Annotated in this window: 12 protein-coding genes; 6 read left to right on the top strand and 6 right to left on the bottom strand. The window is 63.8% G+C overall.

Going from position 1 to position 19,161, the window contains the following annotated elements; genetic code table 11:
• Nucleotides 1-63: 63 nt before the first annotated feature.
• Nucleotides 64-2,784: a cyanophycin synthetase gene (gene cphA, locus KF708_00390; GenBank protein MBX3411144.1), complete on the bottom strand. Its 2,721-nt coding sequence runs from the start codon at nt 2,782-2,784 to the stop codon at nt 64-66.
• A gap of 994 nt (nt 2,785-3,778) precedes the next feature.
• On the opposite strand from cphA, the gene KF708_00385 reads away from it, so the two are divergent.
• Both KF708_00385 and KF708_00380 read left to right on the top strand, forming a co-directional pair.
• A complete protein-coding gene (locus KF708_00385) occupies nt 3,779-6,007 on the top strand; it encodes an ABC transporter ATP-binding protein (protein ID MBX3411143.1) in 2,229 nt (742 codons plus the stop codon).
• Entirely contained in the window at nt 6,004-6,471 is a 468-nt protein-coding gene (locus KF708_00380; GenBank protein MBX3411142.1) for a DUF1854 domain-containing protein, read from the top strand. Before KF708_00385 ends, KF708_00380 begins: the two co-directional genes overlap by 4 nt.
• A gap of 92 nt (nt 6,472-6,563) precedes the next feature.
• Here the strand turns inward: KF708_00380 and KF708_00375 are convergent, their stop codons facing one another.
• On the bottom strand, nt 6,564-10,859 hold the full coding sequence (locus KF708_00375) for a right-handed parallel beta-helix repeat-containing protein (GenBank protein MBX3411141.1): 4,296 nt from the start codon (nt 10,857-10,859) through the stop codon (nt 6,564-6,566).
• Between the two features lie 335 nt (nt 10,860-11,194).
• Here KF708_00375 and KF708_00370 point away from each other — a divergent pair, with 335 nt between their 5' ends.
• A complete protein-coding gene (locus tag KF708_00370) occupies nt 11,195-11,413 on the top strand; it encodes a hypothetical protein (protein MBX3411140.1) in 219 nt (72 codons plus the stop codon).
• A gap of 125 nt (nt 11,414-11,538) precedes the next feature.
• Entirely contained in the window at nt 11,539-12,096 is a 558-nt protein-coding gene (locus KF708_00365; protein ID MBX3411139.1) for a hypothetical protein, read from the top strand.
• Nucleotides 12,097-12,131: 35 nt separating this feature from the next.
• On the opposite strand, the gene thiO is transcribed toward KF708_00365, so the two are convergent.
• Nucleotides 12,132-13,235 (bottom strand): glycine oxidase ThiO, encoded by a 1,104-nt coding sequence (gene thiO, locus KF708_00360; protein ID MBX3411138.1) that lies wholly within the window; start codon nt 13,233-13,235, stop codon nt 12,132-12,134.
• Nucleotides 13,236-13,349: 114 nt separating this feature from the next.
• Nucleotides 13,350-13,589, bottom strand: coding sequence for a glutaredoxin family protein (locus tag KF708_00355; protein MBX3411137.1), 240 nt, complete (start codon nt 13,587-13,589; stop codon nt 13,350-13,352).
• Nucleotides 13,590-13,898: 309 nt separating this feature from the next.
• Here KF708_00355 and KF708_00350 point away from each other — a divergent pair, with 309 nt between their 5' ends.
• Nucleotides 13,899-15,431, top strand: coding sequence for a serine/threonine protein kinase (locus tag KF708_00350; GenBank protein ID MBX3411136.1), 1,533 nt, complete (start codon nt 13,899-13,901; stop codon nt 15,429-15,431).
• On the opposite strand, the gene KF708_00345 is transcribed toward KF708_00350, so the two are convergent.
• Complete coding sequence (locus KF708_00345) at nt 15,428-16,354, bottom strand: hypothetical protein (protein MBX3411135.1); 927 nt, start codon at nt 16,352-16,354, stop codon at nt 15,428-15,430. The two genes, KF708_00350 and KF708_00345, sit on opposite strands and share 4 nt — an antisense overlap.
• Nucleotides 16,355-16,751: 397 nt before the next feature.
• Here KF708_00345 and KF708_00340 point away from each other — a divergent pair, with 397 nt between their 5' ends.
• A complete protein-coding gene (locus KF708_00340; protein ID MBX3411134.1) occupies nt 16,752-18,023 on the top strand; it encodes a HEAT repeat domain-containing protein in 1,272 nt (423 codons plus the stop codon).
• 33 nt (nt 18,024-18,056) lie between these two features.
• On the opposite strand, the gene KF708_00335 is transcribed toward KF708_00340, so the two are convergent.
• Nucleotides 18,057-19,136 carry a class I SAM-dependent methyltransferase gene (locus KF708_00335; GenBank protein MBX3411133.1) on the bottom strand — a complete coding sequence of 360 codons (1,080 nt, stop codon included), beginning with the start codon at nt 19,134-19,136 and terminating at the stop codon, nt 18,057-18,059.
• Nucleotides 19,137-19,161 lie beyond the last annotated feature (25 nt).

Raw genomic sequence — 19,161 nt, 5'->3', positions numbered from 1 at the left:
TGACGATGGCGCCAACCTTTAGGCCACGGCGTCCCATTTTCCGGCCCGAACCATCCAATCTATCTACGTAGAAAGCGGGAAAATGGATGGCATGTTTGCCGGGGCCGGAATCGCCTGCTGTCCATAGATTTGCCCCAATCGTTCGGGGCACTCGGCCGGAGCGGGCGTATCGAGCCACAGCCGGTGGAGCTCGAGGTAGTTGCGGACGAAGTCGACCGTCTCGTCGATCACGTCGGCCTGAATCAACAGCAGGTCGCCGGCTCGGGTCATCTCGAGGGCCCCCTCGACCGCCATCAGCGATCCGCGGATCTCGAACACCTCGGTCACGCGTCCGCCGGCTTGCATCCCCTGCCGGAGCAGCTTGATGATCTCGCCATCGGCGCGGCCACGAGTGTAGTGATCCTCGTAGAGCAGCACGCGGTCGAATTCCCGGCCGAGCAGTTCGCCCTGAACGACCATGTCCTCGTCACGGCGATCTCCGGCGGCCGAATAGACCGCCACGCGGCGTTCGTGCGGGAAGACGCGAATCGCTTCGATCAAGGCCGCAAGTGCCGAGAGATTGTGACCGTAGTCGACGATGACCGTCGCGCCACCCACCTTCAGGATGTTAAAACGGCCCGGCACGCTGTCGGCGTCCCCCGCAAAACTTCCCAGGCCCGCGCGGATCGTGGCCAGCGGCAGCCCCAGCGACCAGGCCGCGGCGGCGGCGGCCAACACATTCTCGACCATGAAGCGGACGCGGCCATCGCGGGCGAGCGGCACGCTCGCGAGCGGTGTCAGCACGATCTCTTCCTCGCCACGCGTCAGGATGATCGAGCCATCGCGGACGAAGACGGCCGCGCCGCCGGTCTGACGGTGCTCGGCCAATCGCGGTTGCGTTTCTTCGAGGGCAAAAAAGATGACACTGCCCGGGCAGTACGACGCCATGTCGGCCACCATCGGGTCGGCGGCATTGAGCACGGCGGCTCCCGTCGGCGCAACGACGTCGACGATCGTGCGTTTCACTTTAGCAAGTTGCTCTAGCGTCTCGACACCGCCGAGTCCCAAGTGATCGCCCTGGCCCAGGTTGGTGACGATCGCCACGTCGCAACGGTCGAAGCCCAAACCGGCGCGCAGGATGCCACCGCGCGCGGTCTCGAGCACGGCGGCTTCGACGTGCGGATTCATGAGCACCGACCGGGCGCTCTGCGGACCACTGCAATCCCCCTGATCGATGCGGCGACCATCGAGAAAGAGGCCATCGGTGCAGGTCATGCCGACGAGCTTACCGGCCGTCTTGAGAATGTGGGTCACGAGCCGGGTGGTCGTGGTCTTGCCGTTCGTACCCGTCACGGCGACGAGTGGAATACGCCCGTTGTCGTTGTTCGGGAAGAGCAGCTCGACGATCGCCTCTCCCACGGGACGGCTCGTGCCTTCGGAGGGTTGCACGTGCATGCGCAATCCCGGGCAGGCGTTGACTTCGACGATCACGCCCCCTTGCGCTTCGAGCGGGCAGCGGATATCGAGTGCCACCACATCGATCCCCGCCACGTCGAGCCCGACCACTCGGGCGGCCTCGATCGCGCGGGCGGCCACTTCGGGATCAACTTCGTCCGTCACATCGGTGGCCGTGCCACCGGTGCTGAGATTGCCATTGCGGCGAATGAGGATGCGCTGTCCGACAGCCGGCACGGACGTGCCCGTGAATCCCTGCGCAGCCAGCACGTCGCGGGCCACGTCGTCGATGCGGATCTTACTCAGCGTGTTCGCGTGCCCGTCGCCGCGGCGCGGATCGCGATTGGCGGCGTCGATCAACTGGTCGATCGTATGCTCACCGTCGCCGATGACGTGCGCAGGCTCGCGACGGGCCGCCGCCACGAGACGCCCCCCCACGACCAACAAGCGATGGTCGCAGCCGGGCGCAAAGCTCTCGACCATGACGGTCTCTTCTTCCTGCCGCGCCGCCGCATACGCCGAGAGTACCTCTTCGCGCGTCTTCAGGTTGGTCGCCACGCCGCGACCATGATTGCCAAATTGCGGCTTGACGACGACCGGCAGGCCAATCGACTGAGCGGCCTCCCACGCCTCTTCGGCGTTGTCGACGGGCCAGCCGCAAGGAACGGGCACACCGGCCGACGCCAGCAGATTGCGTGTCAGCTCTTTGTCCTGCGCGATCGATTCGGCGATGGCGCTAGTGGCGTCCGTTTCGGAAGCCACGATGCGCCGCTGCCGTGTACCATAGCCAAGCTGCACCAGGCTATTGGCATTCATCCGGCGGAAGGGGATGCCGCGTGCGACCGCCGCGTCAACGATCGCACGTGTGCTGGGGCCCAAGCGCACGTCGGCGGCGATCTCGCGCAGCCGGGCGACCTCGGCCGCCACGTCGAAGGGACGATCGTGGACCGCCGCCTGGCACAGCCGGAAGGCCGTCTCGAGCGCGGCGCGGGCCAGGGCTTCTTCCTCGTACTCGATGACGACACGGTAGACCCCTTCTTCGGCCGTCTCTCGCGCGCGGCCGAAGCCCACCGGGCAGCCGGCAAGCGTCTGCAGTTCGAGCGTCACGTGCTCGAGAATGTGTCCCTGCCAGGTGCCGCGGCGCAGGCGTTCGAAGAAACCGCCACGCTCGCCAATGCTGCACCGATGTTCGATCATCGTGGGAAGCCACGACATGAGCCGCTCGTTAAAGCCGGGCAGCTCGTCCGAAGGGGAGTCCTTCAGCTCCTGCAAGTCGACCCAGGCTTCCAACACGGGGAAGTTCGCCCACACGTTCGGTCCGGCCAAGGTCAAAACCTTACGAATCTCCATCTAATGAATTCCTCAGCGATGCTTTGCCTTCGATGCGCGGTTCGAAGCGAATCCAGCAAGGTGAGAGCAGGCGAACGTCCTAGGGTTGCGTGCCGCGGACGACCACCTGCCCGAAGTTGTTTGTTGTTTTCGTTCTTGTCAGCGATGGCGCGACTCGTGGTCGCGCGGGTTTATCAGGGACAGCCCACTTGCGCGGACCGGCACCGTTGTTGACCTAGGGGGGAGGCGAAGATCGTTGCCCTCGCCAGGGGGTAGGAAGCTCGAGTCCGGCCCTATTCGTCGGCCGATCCGAACCATGCTTGGGGATGAACATCGCCGCGGGCAAGCACACCCGCATGGATATCCAATTATGACTCCGATTCCGTTCGCCTCTGGTAAACATCCTCTACGTATCGACGAAAAAATCTCGGCGAACACGCTCAGCCACACAGGCGTTGCAAACCACCCCGCTTCGCCTATCGCCGTTGCTGGTCGCCGAAGATTCGAGCGATCTCCTTGGCACCTCTTTACGCATTCGCTCCGTGGACGGTTTGCTGTCGTTTGCGTACTATTCCGACAGCAGCGTGCCCACCGCTCGAAAACGTTAAGCCGGCGAGATTTCCGACTTCGACTGCCTGTCGTGAACGTCAACGTCGTTACGGTTGGCACGTCGTGCATCGCCGCTAGCAGACGTGCGACTCGACCGATTGGAAAAACGTTGCCGTCTGTGACGAATCTGCCCCTCGGCGGTCGAAGATAAGGACCGCGAGCGAAGAATCGAGCAGGCATCGCGTAAAGAATCGGCGAATTCGCGACCAAGCGAACGCGCGGCCGACAGAATCCGTATCATGGCCGAGCGCCTTGGTGCGCCGTATCCGCTCTGTCTGCCAGCGACGCCCCCTCGCCCCTGTCCTGCTTGGTTCGTCCGCCTCCGCGGTCAGCAACCTGGAGTCTGCCTACCTTGTCCGAACAACACGCTTCGTTGCGAGCACTTCCGTCCACGTGGCGCTCTGTCGTGGCCGCTGCGCTCGCGCCGGAAGAGCGCCTCGTCGGCTGGTTTGAAACCGATCTCGACGAGGCCTTGCAGTTCGCCCACGAGTTGGTCCTGTTGACCGATCAGCGTGTGGTCACTTGCACTACGGAAGGCGTGCGATCTTGGTCGCTCGACGCGGTCGCTCAACTGCGCGCGAGCGAACGCGCCGGCGTCGGCAAGCTGGAACTGCTGGGCCGCGAGGCACAACTGGGCGAATGGCGCTACACGCAGCATCTTTCGTCGGCCGCCCACGCCCTGACCGCCGCCTATCAGGCACGGGCCACGTGGGGAACGAGCCGGTCGAGCGACACCGCAGCGGCGCGAGGTAACGCTTCGTTCGATACGCCAGGCGACGCCCCACCGCCGTGGCACCTGCGCGACTCGATGGCCCTGTTTCGTCTGCTGCGCTTTGCCCGGCCGCGGGCCGGATTGATCCTGCTCGGTTTCGTGCTGACGCTGGCCACGACCGCCGCGGGGCTCGTCCCCCCCTATTTGACGATGCCCCTGTTGGACGACGTACTCATTCCTTATCAGACCGAAGTCGAAGCGATTCGAGCGCAGACGGCTCACGACCCGGCCTTGCAAGCACAACAACTGGCGGAGTTGCACAGCCAGCAGACGCCGCGCATTCGGTTGGTGGCATGGTTGCTGGGGGGGCTGGCCGGGGCTAGCTTTGCCGCGTGGATCTTGAGCTGGGCGCAAGGCTTCGTCATGGCCTGGGCCAGCGAGCGCGTCAGCGCGGACCTGCGCAACGAAACCTACGCGCACCTGCAGCGACTTTCGCTCGAATTCTTCGGCGGCAAACGAACCGGCGACCTGATGTCGCGCATCGGGAGCGATACGCAACGCCTCTGCACGTTCCTGTCGGACAACCTGGTCGACTTCTCGACCGACGTGCTGATGATCGTCGGTACGGCGGCGATCTTGTTCTCGATCGATCCGCTGCTGGCGCTGGCCACGCTCGTCCCCTTCCCGATCATCGGCTACATGATCTACCGTGTGCGGACCAGGCTGCAGATCGGCTTTCGCCGCGGCGGCAAGGCCTGGGCTGAAATGACCAATGTGCTGGCCGACACGATCCCGGGAATCCGCGTCGTGAAGGCCTTTGCCCAGGAACAGCGCGAGGTGCAACGCTTTCGCCGGGCGAACGACCATGTGATTCACGCCAACGATCGCGTGAATCGGGTGTGGACCTTCTTCTGGCCTTTGGTGGTGCTGCTGAACCAGGTGGGGCTGATCGTCGTCTGGGCCTGCGGCGCCTGGCTGATTTTCAATCACCAGATCACCGTCGGTGTGCTGACTGCCTTCCTGGCATACATCGGCCGCTTCTATACCCGCTTGGAATCGATGAGCCGCATGTTCTCGGCCACGCAGCGGGCCTCGGCGTGCGCGCAGCGCGTGTTCGATATTCTCGATCGCGTGCCGAGCGTGCCAGAGCCGCGCGTGCCCGTGCATCTCGAACGCGTGTCGGGCGCCATCGAATTCCGCAACGTCGGCTTCCGCTATGGCAACCGCACGGTGCTCGACGGCATCAACCTGAGCGTGGCGCCGGGCGAGATGATCGGCCTCGTGGGCTCGAGCGGCTCGGGCAAGAGCACGCTGGTGAACCTCGTCTGCCGCTTCTACGACGTGAACGAGGGAGCCATCCTGATCGACGGCGCCGACGTGCGGAGCTTTCCGGTCGAGGAATACCGCCGGCACATCGGGCTGGTGTTGCAGGAGCCGTTCTTGTTCTATGGCACCATTGCCGAGAACATCGCCTACGGCCGTCCCAACGCCACGCGGGCCGAGATCATCGCCGCCGCGCGGGCTGCCCGGGCGCACGAGTTCATCCTGCGGCTGAGCGACGGCTACGATTCTCTCGTCGGCGAACGCGGCCAGGCTCTCTCCGGCGGCGAACGCCAGCGGATCTCGATCGCGCGGGCCCTGCTGATCGACCCGCGGATCCTGATTCTCGACGAGGCCACTTCATCGGTCGACACGGAAACCGAGCGGGAGATCCAAGAGGCGCTCGACAACCTGATCGCCGGTCGCACGACGATCGCCATCGCGCACCGCTTGAGCACCCTGCGGAAGGCCGATCGGCTGATCGTGCTCGACCGCGGCCGCATGGCCGAAGTCGGTCAACACGAAGAACTGCTGCATTCGTCGGGCATCTATTCCCGACTTCACCGCGCCCAGGTCGAGTTGCTCGAGGAGCTGGTGCCATGAGCTGCGATTTTCAACTTTCCGTCGATGCCTGGAACCGGCTCGTCTACACCGATGCGTTGGGCGAGCAGCACGTCGGCGTCGAGGCCCTGCACGCATTTCCCTTCTCGGATCCCGAGCGTTGGATCGCGCTGGTCGACGAGGCCTCGCAGGAGCTCGAGCTGATCGAGGACCTGAACGCGCTGCCGGAGAACGAGCGCGAGTTGATCCGGCGCGAGCTGGCCCGACGCGAGTTCGTGCCGGCCATCCAGCGGATCACGCGCATCGATCGGCTGGCGAGCTCGTCGGAATGGGACGTTGAAACCGATCGCGGTCCGACCCGTCTGACGGTCAAGAGCGAAGAGGATGTCCGCCGGCTGCCGGGCCGCAAGGCGCTGGTGATCGACGCCCAGGGCATCCGCCATTTGATCGCCGATACCCGGCAACTCGACGGCACGAGCCGGCGCCTGCTGGAGCACTATTTGTAGTCGCCCCCCGACACGCTCCGTCCATGAAAAAGGCACCGGTGCTGGCCGGTGCCTTTTTCGTTTTTGACAAATGCAGCCTGGTGGTCAGTCGACTACGGGATGACCGTGACGATGTCGTCCAGGTTCTGCTGGTCGAGGATCTGATCGTTCGACGTCTGGGCCAGGAACCAGTCGTCCTCCGTGCCGCCGGTGAGCAGGTCGAGGGCGCCTTCGTCGAAGACGGTGACCGTCGGCTGCAGGAAGACATCGCCGTTATTACGCGCCCCGACGCCCGTGCCGTTGATGTTGGCGATGCGCTCCGAGAAGGTGCGATTCGACGTCCACTCCGACATGATGGCGAAGAGGGATGCGATGTGCAGGTCGAACGAGACCGGACCGCTGACCAGCAGGTCTTCTTCTTCCAAGGCCGACAGCACGTCGAGGCCACCTTCGCCCAGAATGAAGTCGCGGCCGCTACCACCGGTCAGGGTATCGTTACCGCCGAGACCGTCGAGGATCGAGTTGATGCTGGTGTTGTTCGTGAACACGTCGGCACCCGCGCCGCCGAGCATGAACAACAGTTCGATGCCACTCGCGCGGATGCGATCGTTCGACGATGAGGTGCCGACCGATAGATTGTTCGCAGCCACAGAGTTGCCGACGACGCGAATCTCGTCCTGGACATCCTCGGAACCACCATCAATGCTGAGCGTGGTCAACATGTTGGTTGCCGCCAATGTCACGTTGACCGTGTCGTCGCCACCGCCGAGGAACAGGCTCAACTCGACGGAGTTTGGAATGTTGGCCACGTCAACGTTGACGACGTCCGCGCCGCCTTCCAGATCGACCACCACGAGGGCGGGCAGGACCGGAGCCCCCAACGCCTGCGACAGCGACACCACGTCGGCGCCGTCATTTGTATCGACGCTCAGCATCTGGACGTTCGCGTAGTTGACGTCCTTGTTGGGATTCGCTTCGCTGGCCAATTTCGAGCGCACTCGCTGGCTGTCGATCGTCACGAGGTCGGCGTCGCCACTGTGCGTGAAGATCGACAGGCGATTGTCCACGCCAGCTCCACCATCGAACTCGACGAGCGAGGCCAGGGTGGGATCGTCGAGATGGACGTTGACCAGATCCTGGTCTCCCTGTCCAAACAACGAGAGGCGTTGTAGACCATTGGTGAACGTGGTCGAGACCTCGAAGGCGTCGTTGCCCGCATCCGCGTAGGCGTTGATGCCGCGAATATTGGCATAGTTGATCGTCTTGACCGTCGAGAGATTGACCGGATTACGGAGTTCGACTTCGACCTTGCCGTCCGTGAAGGTGAGATTATTGTCGTGAATGCTGCGGGTGAAGATCGTGAGACCATTGCTGCCGGCGCCGCCGTCGATGTTGTACACGACGTCCGAGTTGGGCTTGCCAAGGTTGATCTCGATGCCGTCGTTCTCGTCGCCGCCGTTGATATTGACGACATTCGGGAACTGGCCATTGGGCACGGGTTCGGTGACAACGACCGAATCATTGCCACCGGCGCTGGCAAGCGTGATTTCCTCGATGTCGTCGTACTCGAGCACCTCGGGCGTGGCAACGAGGGCATTCGGGCCATACTGCACCAAGACGAACTGGCTGACGAGTTGCACCAGGTCGTCGAATCCGCTGAGCGTATTGACGACGAGCGAATCGCTCCCCGCCTCGCCACGGATGACGAACGGCACGGTCTGCCCGAACCCGGTGACACCATTGGACTCGATCAAGTCATTATCGTCTCCACCGAAGATGTGGAGTCCGTCGCCGGCGCCGAGCGCGAACGCGCCGTTGACCTGAACCGTGTCGTCGCCCGCGTGTCCGCTGATGCTTAAGCGGAAGGCGTTGGCATAGTTGATCGGCTGCTGTGCGTCACCGGCACGCGTGTGAGTGATCGACGTGCCCGTGACGACAACGAGGTCGGCCACGGTTCCCAGAGTAGTGCCGTTGTGATAAATCTGCGCGACGTTGACGACCTGGCCGCCCAGGCCTGAGGCGTTGTTTTTTAGCGTGAGGTTGTTGAGTTCGATCTTGTCGGCGCCGTCGATGTCGATGCCTTGCTCGACGTTGTCGCTGGCCTCGATTTCGTCGAGGATGATCTCGCCCACGACGTTCGTGATGCGGACGCCGTCGGCCGCATTTCCATTGAACGACGAATAGTCCGTGATGGCGACGGAAGTGCCACCTCCCGTGACGTTGTTGATCACGAGACCGCTGCCGCTGACGCTGTTGGTCGCCAACACGCCCTTGATCGTGACCTTCGCGGCGCCGTCGACGGCGATGCCCGAGCTATTGGCATCCGCGATGACGTCATCGATATCGACGTCCCCCGTAATGCCGCTGATCAAGAGCCCCGCGGCGCTGTTGTTGTTGACGTTGACCGTCACGACGCTCACGGAACCGGACGTCTTGATGCTGACCCCGTGGAACTGGTTGTCATTGATGTCCGAATTCTTAATCTCGACGAGGCCTGCCACGTTTTCGATGTCCACACCATTCAGGGTGTTGGCTTCGATGTTGGCGGATTCGACCGAGACCGACGCCGCGGTGCTGACGACGAGGCCGACCATGTTCATGTTCAAATCGACGAACGCCACCGTGACGGCGCCCGTCACGTCCACGGCCTTCACTCCCACGCCGTTCGTATTTTCTTCCACGGTAGCGATCTGAATATCCACCGACGCCACGTTGGCCACGTCCACGCCATCGCCGCCATTCTTCGAGGCTTGGGCACTGAAGCTGAACGCGCCCGCTTCGTCGACGTGAACGCCGTCGCCGTCGTTCTCGTCAAAAGTGCCGTTGGAGATGGTGATATTTCCCAGGACGACGTTGGCAAAGAAGCCGTCAGCCCCGTTGAGCTCGACGGTGCTATTGGTCAACGAGACGTCGATGGCGATGTTGGTGAGCACGATGCCCGAGCCGAGATTCGACGAGAAGCTGCTCGACTGGTCGGTCACCGAGGTGGCCTCGTCGACCAAGAGACCGACTTCCAGGTTCCCGTCGACGATGAGGGTGGTCAAATCGACGACGTCTACATCGTTCAGGCTGATGCCGTTCGTTTCATTCCCGCTCGCGGAGAGGCTTTCGAGCGTCACGTCATTGCTGTCTTTGATCTCGATGCCGATGGCCGCGTTCGTATTGAAGTTGCCGCCGGTGACACTGACGTTTCCGCCGTTGTTGACGGTCAGACCGTTGGCGGTGGTGCTCAGCGAGGCAGAAGTACCCGAAATCGTCACGCCGTTGGCGCCGGCAATGCCGATGCCGGTGCTGTTGCCACTAAAGGTGCTGTTCGTAATCTCGACCGCGCCCGCGACCTGGGCCGCAATCAAGCCCCCCGCGCTGTTGTCGTTGACCTCGATGTTGTCCACCTCGAGCGAGCCGATGTTGGTGAGTTGCGCTCCGATGAAACCGTTCGTCACGAGGGTGGTTGCGCCGGTGATCGATACCTGTCCGGTGACATCCTTGGCGGTAATGCCGTTGAGCGTGTTGCTCTCGATGTCGGTGGCATCGACGGCCAGCGAACTGGCGCCTTCGACGACGAGCCCCGCCAGATTGCCGGAGATCGCCGAATTGTTGCCGACCGCGACCTGGCCTCCGGGATTAACGATCTTCGCACCAGTCCCCAGGAGATGGTCCTTCAGGGTCGAGCCCTGAATCGACACGAAGGCGTTCGAACCCTCGAAATCGATGCCGTTGATGCCATTGTCCGAAATCTCGGTGCCGTTGACGATCAAGTCACCCGTCATGTTGGTGAACTTGACCCCCGTCCCCAGGTTGCCCGTGATGAGCGAGTCATCGATGCTGACTTGAGCGGTCAGGCTATCGCCGGCGACGCCATCGAAGGCGCCGGTAACGCCCACGGTATCCAGGCGAAAATTATTCGCTCCAACCGAGATGCCGGTGTTCGTGCCGTCGAACATGAAGCCGATCGCTTCGAGCGTCACGTCGTCGTCGAGCACATTGACCTGCCCGCCTGCATCCGAGGGGGCGAAGATCGTCGGCGTGTTGTCGGTATCTTGCGTGGTGAACGTGGCGTCCCACGAACCGGAGATATCGAGCGAGTCGAGCTCGGCATCGGCATTGATCGTGAAGCCGATGTCCACGCCCGCTTCGTCGTACGTCCCCCCCGCGACGCGAATGATGTCGTCACCGTCGTCGGCAGCCGACGCCGCGTCGATCGCCTGCTGAATCGTGCGGAAGGGAGTGGCGGCGCTGCCGTCGTTGCCGTCGTTGCCCGAGAGGGCGACATGGAACACCGCGAGCATGGCTCGCTCTTCCAGTGGCTCGAGACCGATCCGCGATCCTAGCGCGCGGCGGACAACCGGCTTGCTCTTCTTCTGCGAAGGCGTCGTGAAACGTTTGGCGGCAGCCATCCAAGATCGCATGGGGTGCTCTTTCTCGGTTGCGGGTTGGGCAAGAGGAAGGCATCCCTGCCGCTCGCGACGAGCGGTCTCATACCGCCGGCGGTGTTCTGGGCTCGGACTTGCTGAAATGCAAGGATTTGCTGGTCCCATGATAATTTCGGGGGAAGAAAACATACAAGCGACTTGACATGATTTTTACAGATTAGGGACATACACTGGCTAAAGCGGCTTACCAAAGCACATCGCGGGCGCGGGCTACATTGTCTGTAACAATGCCGCGATTTCTGCGCTCTCCTGAGATAGATCGATTCCATCTGGCCGTCCCTCACGTCCCTCTTCGGTGTAGGAGATTTTCCATGCGTACGCTTTATGCCGCGCTCTTCGGCCTGGCGATTGGCCTGGTGGTGCTGTTCGCTCCGGCCTCCGAAGCCCAGGCAGCGCGTCGCCCGCAGAAGCAGAATCCGTTCTCGAGCTTCAACATCAGCGGCATCAACTACGGCTCTCAGCAGTGGGCCAAATCGCAAGCAAAATCCTCGTCGGGCCGGAGTACCTCTCGCGGATTCCGTTTCCGCTAAAGGGAGCTGGCGGGCAACCCCTACGTGGTCGAGTTCGGCTTAGCGAGCTATGCTGTTAGGGTAAAGGCAAGTCCGCTCGTGCGCGATTTGCCTTCTTCTTGCCACTGCCCAGAGGACGCCCACCGATGTCGCTGCGCTCGCTCTCTCGCCTGCCTGTCGTCTGCATGCTGCTTTTGGCTGTCGTTGCACTCGAGGCAGGGACAAGATCGCAAATCGCGACCGCGGCCGACGACGCGACTGCCGCCAAGGAACCGATCGAGGGGCAACTGTGGAACCTCGCCGACAAGCCCTTCACGTTCAAGCTGCGCCGACGCGACGGGGTGGCCTGGAGCGCGCCGATCACGGTCGAGCCGGGCAAGTACTACTCCCTGCGGACCGACGGCCAGGAAGCCAGCGGGCTCGAGGGCATCACTGGGAAGGGAACGGGGCACGTCTCGATCGAGTACGCCGAGCTCGGCGGCAAGATTCGCCTGCAACTTCCCGCCCAGGATAAGGCCGATAACCTGGTCCCTTACTGGTATCACGTCAAGGACTCGAACGGCTTCAGCCGGCTAGTCCAGGCCAAAACGGTCGAGGACGCCGAGAAGCAGCAAGCAGCAATGCAACAGGAACCGAAGCTCTCGCCGCAAGAGGTCACCCAAATCCGCAAGATGCTGAAGGCGAACTGGGTGTTCTTCGACTAAATGCCGGGCACTGCGTTCCCCCCTTCCCCAGACTGCTAGAAGCGGTCGGGGCCCAACGTGTCGAGCGAAACGCAAGGCGTCTCGCCGGCCATCAACTGCGCTAGCGCCACGGCAGTTCCCGGCGACAATGTCAGCCCGCTGCGAAAGTGTCCCGCGGCGACATAGGCATTGGCCAACTCGGGCAAGCGTCCGATAATCGGCTTGCGATCCGCGGTGGCAGGTCGCAGTCCGGCCCAGCTTCGCTCGACGCGCGCCTGCGCGAGGTTGGGCACCAGCCCCACGGCCAACTGCAGCAGCCCGGTCATACCCTCGACGGTAGTGCGTTTGTCAAAGCCCACCTCTTCCTCGGTCGAGCCGACGAGGATGTGGCCGTCGTCGCGCGGCACGAGGTAGCGTGGCCCCTCGTTGACGATGTGCCGGAGCTCTCCGACCGCTGCCTGCAAAAGCACGATCTGTCCGCGCACGGGTCGCAGGGGCACTTCGATGCCCAATCGGCTCAAGAGGCGTCGGCTCCAGGCGCCAGACGCGACGCAGTAGTTACCGGCTTCGAGACGGCCCGCCGAGGTGACGGCCCCCCGGACCCTTCCGCCGCCAACATCGAAGTCGTACGTCTCGATGCCAGCGATAATCTGCACGCCGTGCGCCACACACGCGGCCAGCAGCGCCTTGAGATGGCGGGGATTACGAATCTGATATTCGCCCGGCACCAGCCAGACGGCGTCTTGCGCTGACGCGCGAAGCGCTGGCTCGAGCCGAGCCAACTCGGCCACGTCGAGCGAGCGAAACTCGACCTGCCGGCGGACGCCGTCGCGCGCGAGCACCTCGAGTTCCTTCCGCTCCGTGTCGCTTCGCGCGACATAAAGCGCACCACAGCGACGGAAGCCATTGTCGATGCCCGTCTCGTCGCGCAATCGCTCGGCCCAATCAGCGTGCAAGTCGAGACTGACCGCGCCTAAACGATCGAGCGGATCGGCGGCGGTGCGCGAATTCGCCGGCGGTAGAATTCCGGCGCCGGCCCAAGAGGCCTCGCTGGCCGGTTCGCCGCGATCGATCACTTGGACCCGCTGTCCGCGCGTCGCGAGTTCGTAGGCCAGCGACAGGCCAATCACTCCGCCGCCGACGATCAGCGTGTCGTGCATGGTGGCTTCGAACGGGAATGGAAGCACAGAAACGATCGAGCGTAGAACGCCCGCTTTCCCCGCTATTCTAGGGGAACGACGCGCCGGGTCGAGGGGGCCGGGCGCTGGCGCGAGTCAACCGCGCCCTCGCAAGAGACGCGCCAGCAGTCGACGATCGACGCGACCGCGGAACCGCTCCTTGCCGTCGATTACGACGACCGGCACGCACACGTCGTATCGCTCGCGCAGTCCGGGATCGCGATCGATATCGATGAGCGTGGGCTGCAGGCCATGCTCGCGCAGCAAGGCCAGCGCATCGTCACAGAGATGGCACCCTTCGCGCGTGAACAACAGCACCTCGGGCGGGTTCGTCATCCGTCTGTTTTCACCGATTTCATGCGTGGGTGATCGCCCCCTCCGGTCAGGTCCAGGCGATTCTTACGACACGGGCGAGGGGGGTCAAATCGAGAGGGGGCCGTTTATGACGACGGACAGCCCGCGAAATACACCGAAAGCCTTTGGCGCAAGCAGGATTCGCTGGTATCCTTCACGCGGCCGTGTTACCCTGAGTCGAGGGCAAAGCCTAACGGCCATTCGGCCAAATGTTTGCGTTTGTCGTGTGGGGGACGGCCGTGCGGCGCATACTTATCTCTTTGTCGCGGCCTCTAGAAAGCGGCCTCGGGCATGTCCAAGCTCGCGGTTGACAGCTTCCTCGAACTCGTCCGACGAAGCGGGCTGGTAGACAACAGCCAGCTCGAGCGCACACTCTCTGTCCTCGATGCCGAGCAAGCGGGCGAGTCGATCGCCGACAGCCGCGTGATGGCCAAGCGGCTGGTCGATGCCGGCCTGCTCACCGACTGGCAAACGCAGAATCTGCTCGAAGGACGCTACAAGCGTTTCTTCCTCGGCAAGCACAAGTTACTCCGGCATCTCGGCACGGGAGGCATGAGCAGCGTCTACCTGGCCGAGCACGTGATGCTCCGCCGGCGCGAGGCGATCAAGGTCCTGCCGCAGAACAAGGTCGACGACTCGTCCTACCTCGACCGCTTCCTCCGCGAAGCGCAGGCCGCCGCCAAGCTCGAACATCCGAATATCGTGCGCACGTACGATATCGGCTGCGAAGACAAGACCTACTACATCGCGATGGAGTTTATTGAAGGACGCGATCTCTATCAGCGTGTGAAGGACGACGGCCCGCTCGGCTTCGAAGTCGCCGCGAAGTACGTCTGCCAGGGGGCGACCGGTCTGGCGCACGCGCACGAGAAAGGGCTGGTTCACCGCGACGTCAAGCCCGCCAACCTGCTCGTCGACGCCAAGGGGACCGTCAAGTTGCTCGATCTCGGGCTCGCGCTCGAGAAGCAGGCCTCGTCGCTAACGATTGCCCACGGCGAAGAGGTCTTGGGTACCGCCGACTACTGCTCGCCCGAGCAGGCCATCAACAGCCACGACGTCGATGCACGGGCAGATATCTACAGCCTGGGCTGCACGCTGTACTACCTGCTCACCGGCAACCCGCCCTTCCCCGAAGGCTCGCTCGCGCAGCGTTTGATGAAGCATCAGCTCGAGCAGCCCAAGAGCATCCTCGAGTATCGCCCCGAGACGCCGCACGACCTGGTCCGCATCTGCCAGAAGATGATGGCCAAGAAGCGCGAGGATCGCTTCCAGTCGGCGCTGGAAGTGCGCCAGGTGCTGCTCAACTGGCTGGCGACCCGCAGCGGCAGCAAGTCGGGCGTGCTGGCCCGGGCCCCCCAGCCTGGCTCGGGCAGTTCGAGCAGCGTGCTGCGCGGCGGAAGTAGCGCCGGTAAGAATCAGGCTCTGAGCGATACGGCCACGGGCAAGGATGTCGCGACGTTCAAAGGGCCGAGTTCGATCGTCAAGCCAGGCGCGACCCCACGTCCCACGACGCCACACCCCACACCGCTGAAGACGCCCGCCGCGCAAACGCCGGGCGCTAAGCCGACCGCGGCACCCAAGCCGGCCCCTGCCCCCAAGTCCACCGTACCCGCCAAGCCGGTCGAGCCCCCATCGGATTTCGATTTCCCCGCCGACCTGCTGGGCGAGATCAACGAGGGAGTGAGTCTCGACGCGCCACCGCTGGCTCCGGCGAAATCCAAGAAAGCGCCTTCGGTATGGCGTACGGTGATGATCGGTGCGGCAATCGCCATTCCACTGATCATCGTCTTCGCGCTGGGCTACTTGCTGGCCAAAGGGGGCTAGCGCCCCTGGGCGCGCGTCGTCGGCCGGATGGCTTGCCCCTTCGGCAACGCCGACAGACGTTCTTCTCGCGCCGCCGCCCGCGCGGCCACATCCTGCGTGATCTGCACGAACTCGTCACGCACTGCCGGATCGACGTGCTCGAGCTTGGCCGCCAGACGCTGCATGCCGGCCGGATTCATCTCGGCCGTGCGCGACAGGCTTTCGACGAACGAACCCGTGGCAATGAAGTTGTAGTCGACCACGCGCCCCACGAGCGGCTGGAACGTCTTGGCGAGGAACTCCAAGCCGACATTATCGAGCCGGATGAACGTATCGACGCGCGACGTGATGTAGTATTTGCCGTCGACCTCGCGCTGATAGCCCGTCTTCAAGATCAGCAAGCAGCCGCCGGTCACGTTCTGCGTGAACATGGGCCCATCGTAGGCGCCTTCGGCATAGATGACGTGCAACTCGGGGCTGCGGTAGAGGAAGTGCAGCACTCCCTTGGTACCGGCGCCGTCTTCGGCCTGATAGACGTTCGGGCCGACGGGACGCACCACCACCTTTTCAATGCCGAGCAGTTGCCAGATATTGGCCACGATCTCGGGGTGTTCCATCACATACTGGTAGATCTCCGGATCGCACTCGATCACCTGCGTCGGCAGACGCCGGAAGATGCTCGTCTTTTCGATCAGGGTATCGACCTGGCGCAGTTGCTCGGCCGTGAGGCGGTGGCGAGGAATCGACGCGAGTGCGTCTTCGCGCGCCGCGCGGCTGGTCGACGCGCGATAGGGATTCTCGCCCGCCTGCAGATCGCCTGTTGCCGACACGCCGAACATCGCGCTGGCGATCGCCGCCCAAAGCGCAACGGTCGCTGCCCCCCGACGGCGACCCGGCGGACGCGTGGCGGTACCGCACGTTCCAGCAGCGCGCACAACTGCCATCTCCCCCCGACCCTGTCGAAGCATGCGATCCCCCTTCATGGGGTCGGCGCGTGGCGATGCCAAATCATCGCGGAGCCGCCTCCCCTCGTGCCAAACCAGCCCCTCAGATCCGAGGCAGGAAACTGCGTCGTCTCTAACGGTCCTAGAAATAATTCGGCCGCCGGAAGGTCGCGGGGTGACTCAAAAAACAGGCCGAATCGGCGTCGTAAATTCACCAGATTGCCCGAACTGTGACGCGGCGGGGTCCCAGCTTTCCTCGTTCGGGCAGAGCCCCTGGCGCGGCGTTTGATAGCTGACCTTGCCCCCCACGAACCAAACGAACACAATCCGCGCCCCGACTGCTAGCGTGCTTCCGACCTTGTAGCGGTCGATCGATTCCCTTTGTGTCGAGCACCGCATGCGTGCCCAACCCCTCGTGCTGCTAACCGTTTGCCTGACGATCGTCTTGGCGGCGTTTTACGTCGTTCATCCGCGTCTGCTGGCGCGTCCCGCGCATCGCTGGCTGACCAAACGCCCGCTGGCCAATAGGTCGATCTCCGAATTGGCTCGCGCCGTCGGCGATGTAGATCCGGCACGAGCCGCCGCGGCGCGCAAGAGCTTGCTCGAACAGATCGCCGCTACGCGCCTCGAGCCAACGCCGCAGGCAGCCGCCCGGCTCGAGGAACTCTCGGCCGCGCTGGCGCGAGAATGCGTGTCCTGGCACGCCGAGACAGGCCAGGCGAACGCCGAGTTGGCCAACAAGATACTTGCGGCGGCAGGATCGCACTTTCCGGTGCCGACGCGCGACGTCCTGGTTGCGCGGTGCGAAATCGTGCTCCGCGCCGCGCATGCCGCGTCCCTCGACCAGGCGGCAGACCGCCGTCAGGTCGCGGCGGCTGTCCCCACAGAATCACCGACGAAAGCGAACACCGTCGCAGAACATCCCATCGCGGCGTTGAGTTTCGACGCCCCCCTCGCACAGTTTCCAGGGGGAGGGCTTCCCATCGAACGCGCCGGACCGGCCCTGCCTGCCGCCGCGAAGTCCGAGCCCGAGCGTGGATCGTCCGGCAGCGCGTTGCCGGGGAGCGTGTCTGGCCATTCGCCGCGTCTCGCAGCGGTAAATGGCTCGGCCAGTGCGGAATCGACTGCGGCCGACGGACAATCCCCCCTACCCCTTTCGGCCCCAAGCGAGCAATTGCTCGAGATGCCGCGCTTTCAGCGCGAGGCGGCCCATCGACGACGCCATCCAATTGCCGCGGCCGCTGCCGTCGTCGCGGTGCAACAGGCCAGCCGGGGAAGCACTCGTCCGACTTCGCCGGTAATCGAGATGGCGCAGCGGCTGCATTCGCCCGTCGATGCGACGCGTGTCGCCGCGCGGGCCGAACTGCGCGCGATCGGCTATTCCGACGTTCACGTCGAACTGCTGCATGCGGTCACCGATGCCGATGCCGAGAAGCGCGCGGCGGCGGCTCGTGCGTTGCCGGTCATGCGTGGCATGAACGCGCGGCCGTGGCTGCTGTGGCTCAGCTACGACGACCTGGAAGAAGTCCGACACGCGGCCCTCTCGGTGCTGGCGACCAGCTACGATCCCGAATTGATGGATCGCATGCGCGAGGCGGCCAATGCCGACGCCGCGCCGCGCGTCCGCCGCCTGGCCGAAACCTACCTGACGAACATGGCGCATCGTTAGCGTGCAACCAGCGCCGCGGTACAGGCAGGGCGCTCACAGGCGCCGGCAGAGGATCCACCGCATGTCGATGGGCGGATAGCCGCGCTCGAGCGGGGTAATCGCCTTGCCTGTCGTCCACGACATGAACCAGCCGGTCGGGGGCCAGGCCTCGCGCGGCAGGTGGGCATGCTCGTACTCGACGACCGAATCGTTGGAGAGCACGGTGAGGGGCAGCCCCTCGAGCGCCTGATTCAACTCGCGCGTCGTATAGAGCGACGCCCAGGCTACCTGCGACATCTCACGTAAGAGCGGTTCCGGCTCGAAGTGATCGGCCGTCAGAAAGATATTGAACAGCAACAAGCCTTCTGGCACCAGCGAATCGCTCAGCTTGGTCAGCATGCGGCGCAGCTCGTCGTAGCTGCGGAAGTGCGAGACCACTTCCGATAAGAGCGCCAAACGATAATGATTCGTCGGCAGTGCGGTGGCAGGATCGAACAGGTCTCCCCGTAGAACATGAACCGACAGCGATTCGCTCGCCGCGCCGGCCTCGAGACGATCGGCGAATTCGACCGTCATCTCCACGGCATCGACGGGAAAACCGAGCCGTGCCAGCGGCAGCGAATTGCGCCCCGTGCCCGCTCCCACGTCGAGTACCGGGCAGGCACGCGGATCGGCAATCTCCGCCGCGACGGCCATCACGCGGGCGTCGGGATTCGCGCCGAACAGTGCCTCGCTCTTCGTCTCCGTCCACGTGCGATAGTGGTCCGTCAGCGACGGCACGCTGACCGTCACCTGGCACTTCAAGCTTTTCGTCAATGTGGGAGACGACTGGATCTCGTACTGGACGACAAGCTTGGCCGTGGGGGCGAGATCGTAGCCGCGGCGAAGGTTTTCCGCCACCAGATGGCGCAGTTCGCTGGCTTCTTGTGGCGCCAGCGCGCGACCCATGTGCTGGAACATGCCGCAGAGCCGTGCCATGTAATGTTCGAGGGCCGCCGGCGCGCAAGGCATCTCGATTTGCCCGCGATGCGTCGTATGCGCGTCGAGGTTCTTCAGCGTCGCCTGACGCAACAGCGCGGGGTCGACGATCAACGGTCGTTCTGAAGGCTGTGCTGGCGGTATGGCTGAGCTCATCGAATGCTACCAGATCTGGTAATAG

Source organism: Pirellulales bacterium (genome assembly GCA_019636335.1).
Classification (GTDB): domain Bacteria; phylum Planctomycetota; class Planctomycetia; order Pirellulales; family JAEUIK01; genus JAHBXR01.
The sequence above is the reverse complement of the archived record's forward strand: the minus strand, read 5'-3'. Positions and strand labels throughout refer to the sequence as shown.

What these genes read in the sequence shown, in the direction of transcription:
- cphA (MBX3411144.1), bottom strand. Translation starts at nt 2,784, where the DNA reads ATGGAGATTCGTAAGGTTTTGACCTTGGCCGGACCGAACGTGTGGGCG.
- KF708_00380 (MBX3411142.1), top strand. Translation starts at nt 6,004, where the DNA reads ATGAGCTGCGATTTTCAACTTTCCGTCGATGCCTGGAACCGGCTCGTC.
- KF708_00375 (MBX3411141.1), bottom strand. Translation starts at nt 10,859, where the DNA reads ATGCGATCTTGGATGGCTGCCGCCAAACGTTTCACGACGCCTTCGCAG.
- KF708_00370 (MBX3411140.1), top strand. Translation starts at nt 11,195, where the DNA reads ATGCGTACGCTTTATGCCGCGCTCTTCGGCCTGGCGATTGGCCTGGTG.
- KF708_00365 (MBX3411139.1), top strand. Translation starts at nt 11,539, where the DNA reads ATGTCGCTGCGCTCGCTCTCTCGCCTGCCTGTCGTCTGCATGCTGCTT.
- thiO (MBX3411138.1), bottom strand. Translation starts at nt 13,235, where the DNA reads ATGCACGACACGCTGATCGTCGGCGGCGGAGTGATTGGCCTGTCGCTG.
- KF708_00355 (MBX3411137.1), bottom strand. Translation starts at nt 13,589, where the DNA reads ATGACGAACCCGCCCGAGGTGCTGTTGTTCACGCGCGAAGGGTGCCAT.
- KF708_00350 (MBX3411136.1), top strand. Translation starts at nt 13,899, where the DNA reads ATGTCCAAGCTCGCGGTTGACAGCTTCCTCGAACTCGTCCGACGAAGC.
- KF708_00345 (MBX3411135.1), bottom strand. Translation starts at nt 16,354, where the DNA reads ATGGCAGTTGTGCGCGCTGCTGGAACGTGCGGTACCGCCACGCGTCCG.
- KF708_00340 (MBX3411134.1), top strand. Translation starts at nt 16,752, where the DNA reads ATGCGTGCCCAACCCCTCGTGCTGCTAACCGTTTGCCTGACGATCGTC.
- KF708_00335 (MBX3411133.1), bottom strand. Translation starts at nt 19,136, where the DNA reads ATGAGCTCAGCCATACCGCCAGCACAGCCTTCAGAACGACCGTTGATC.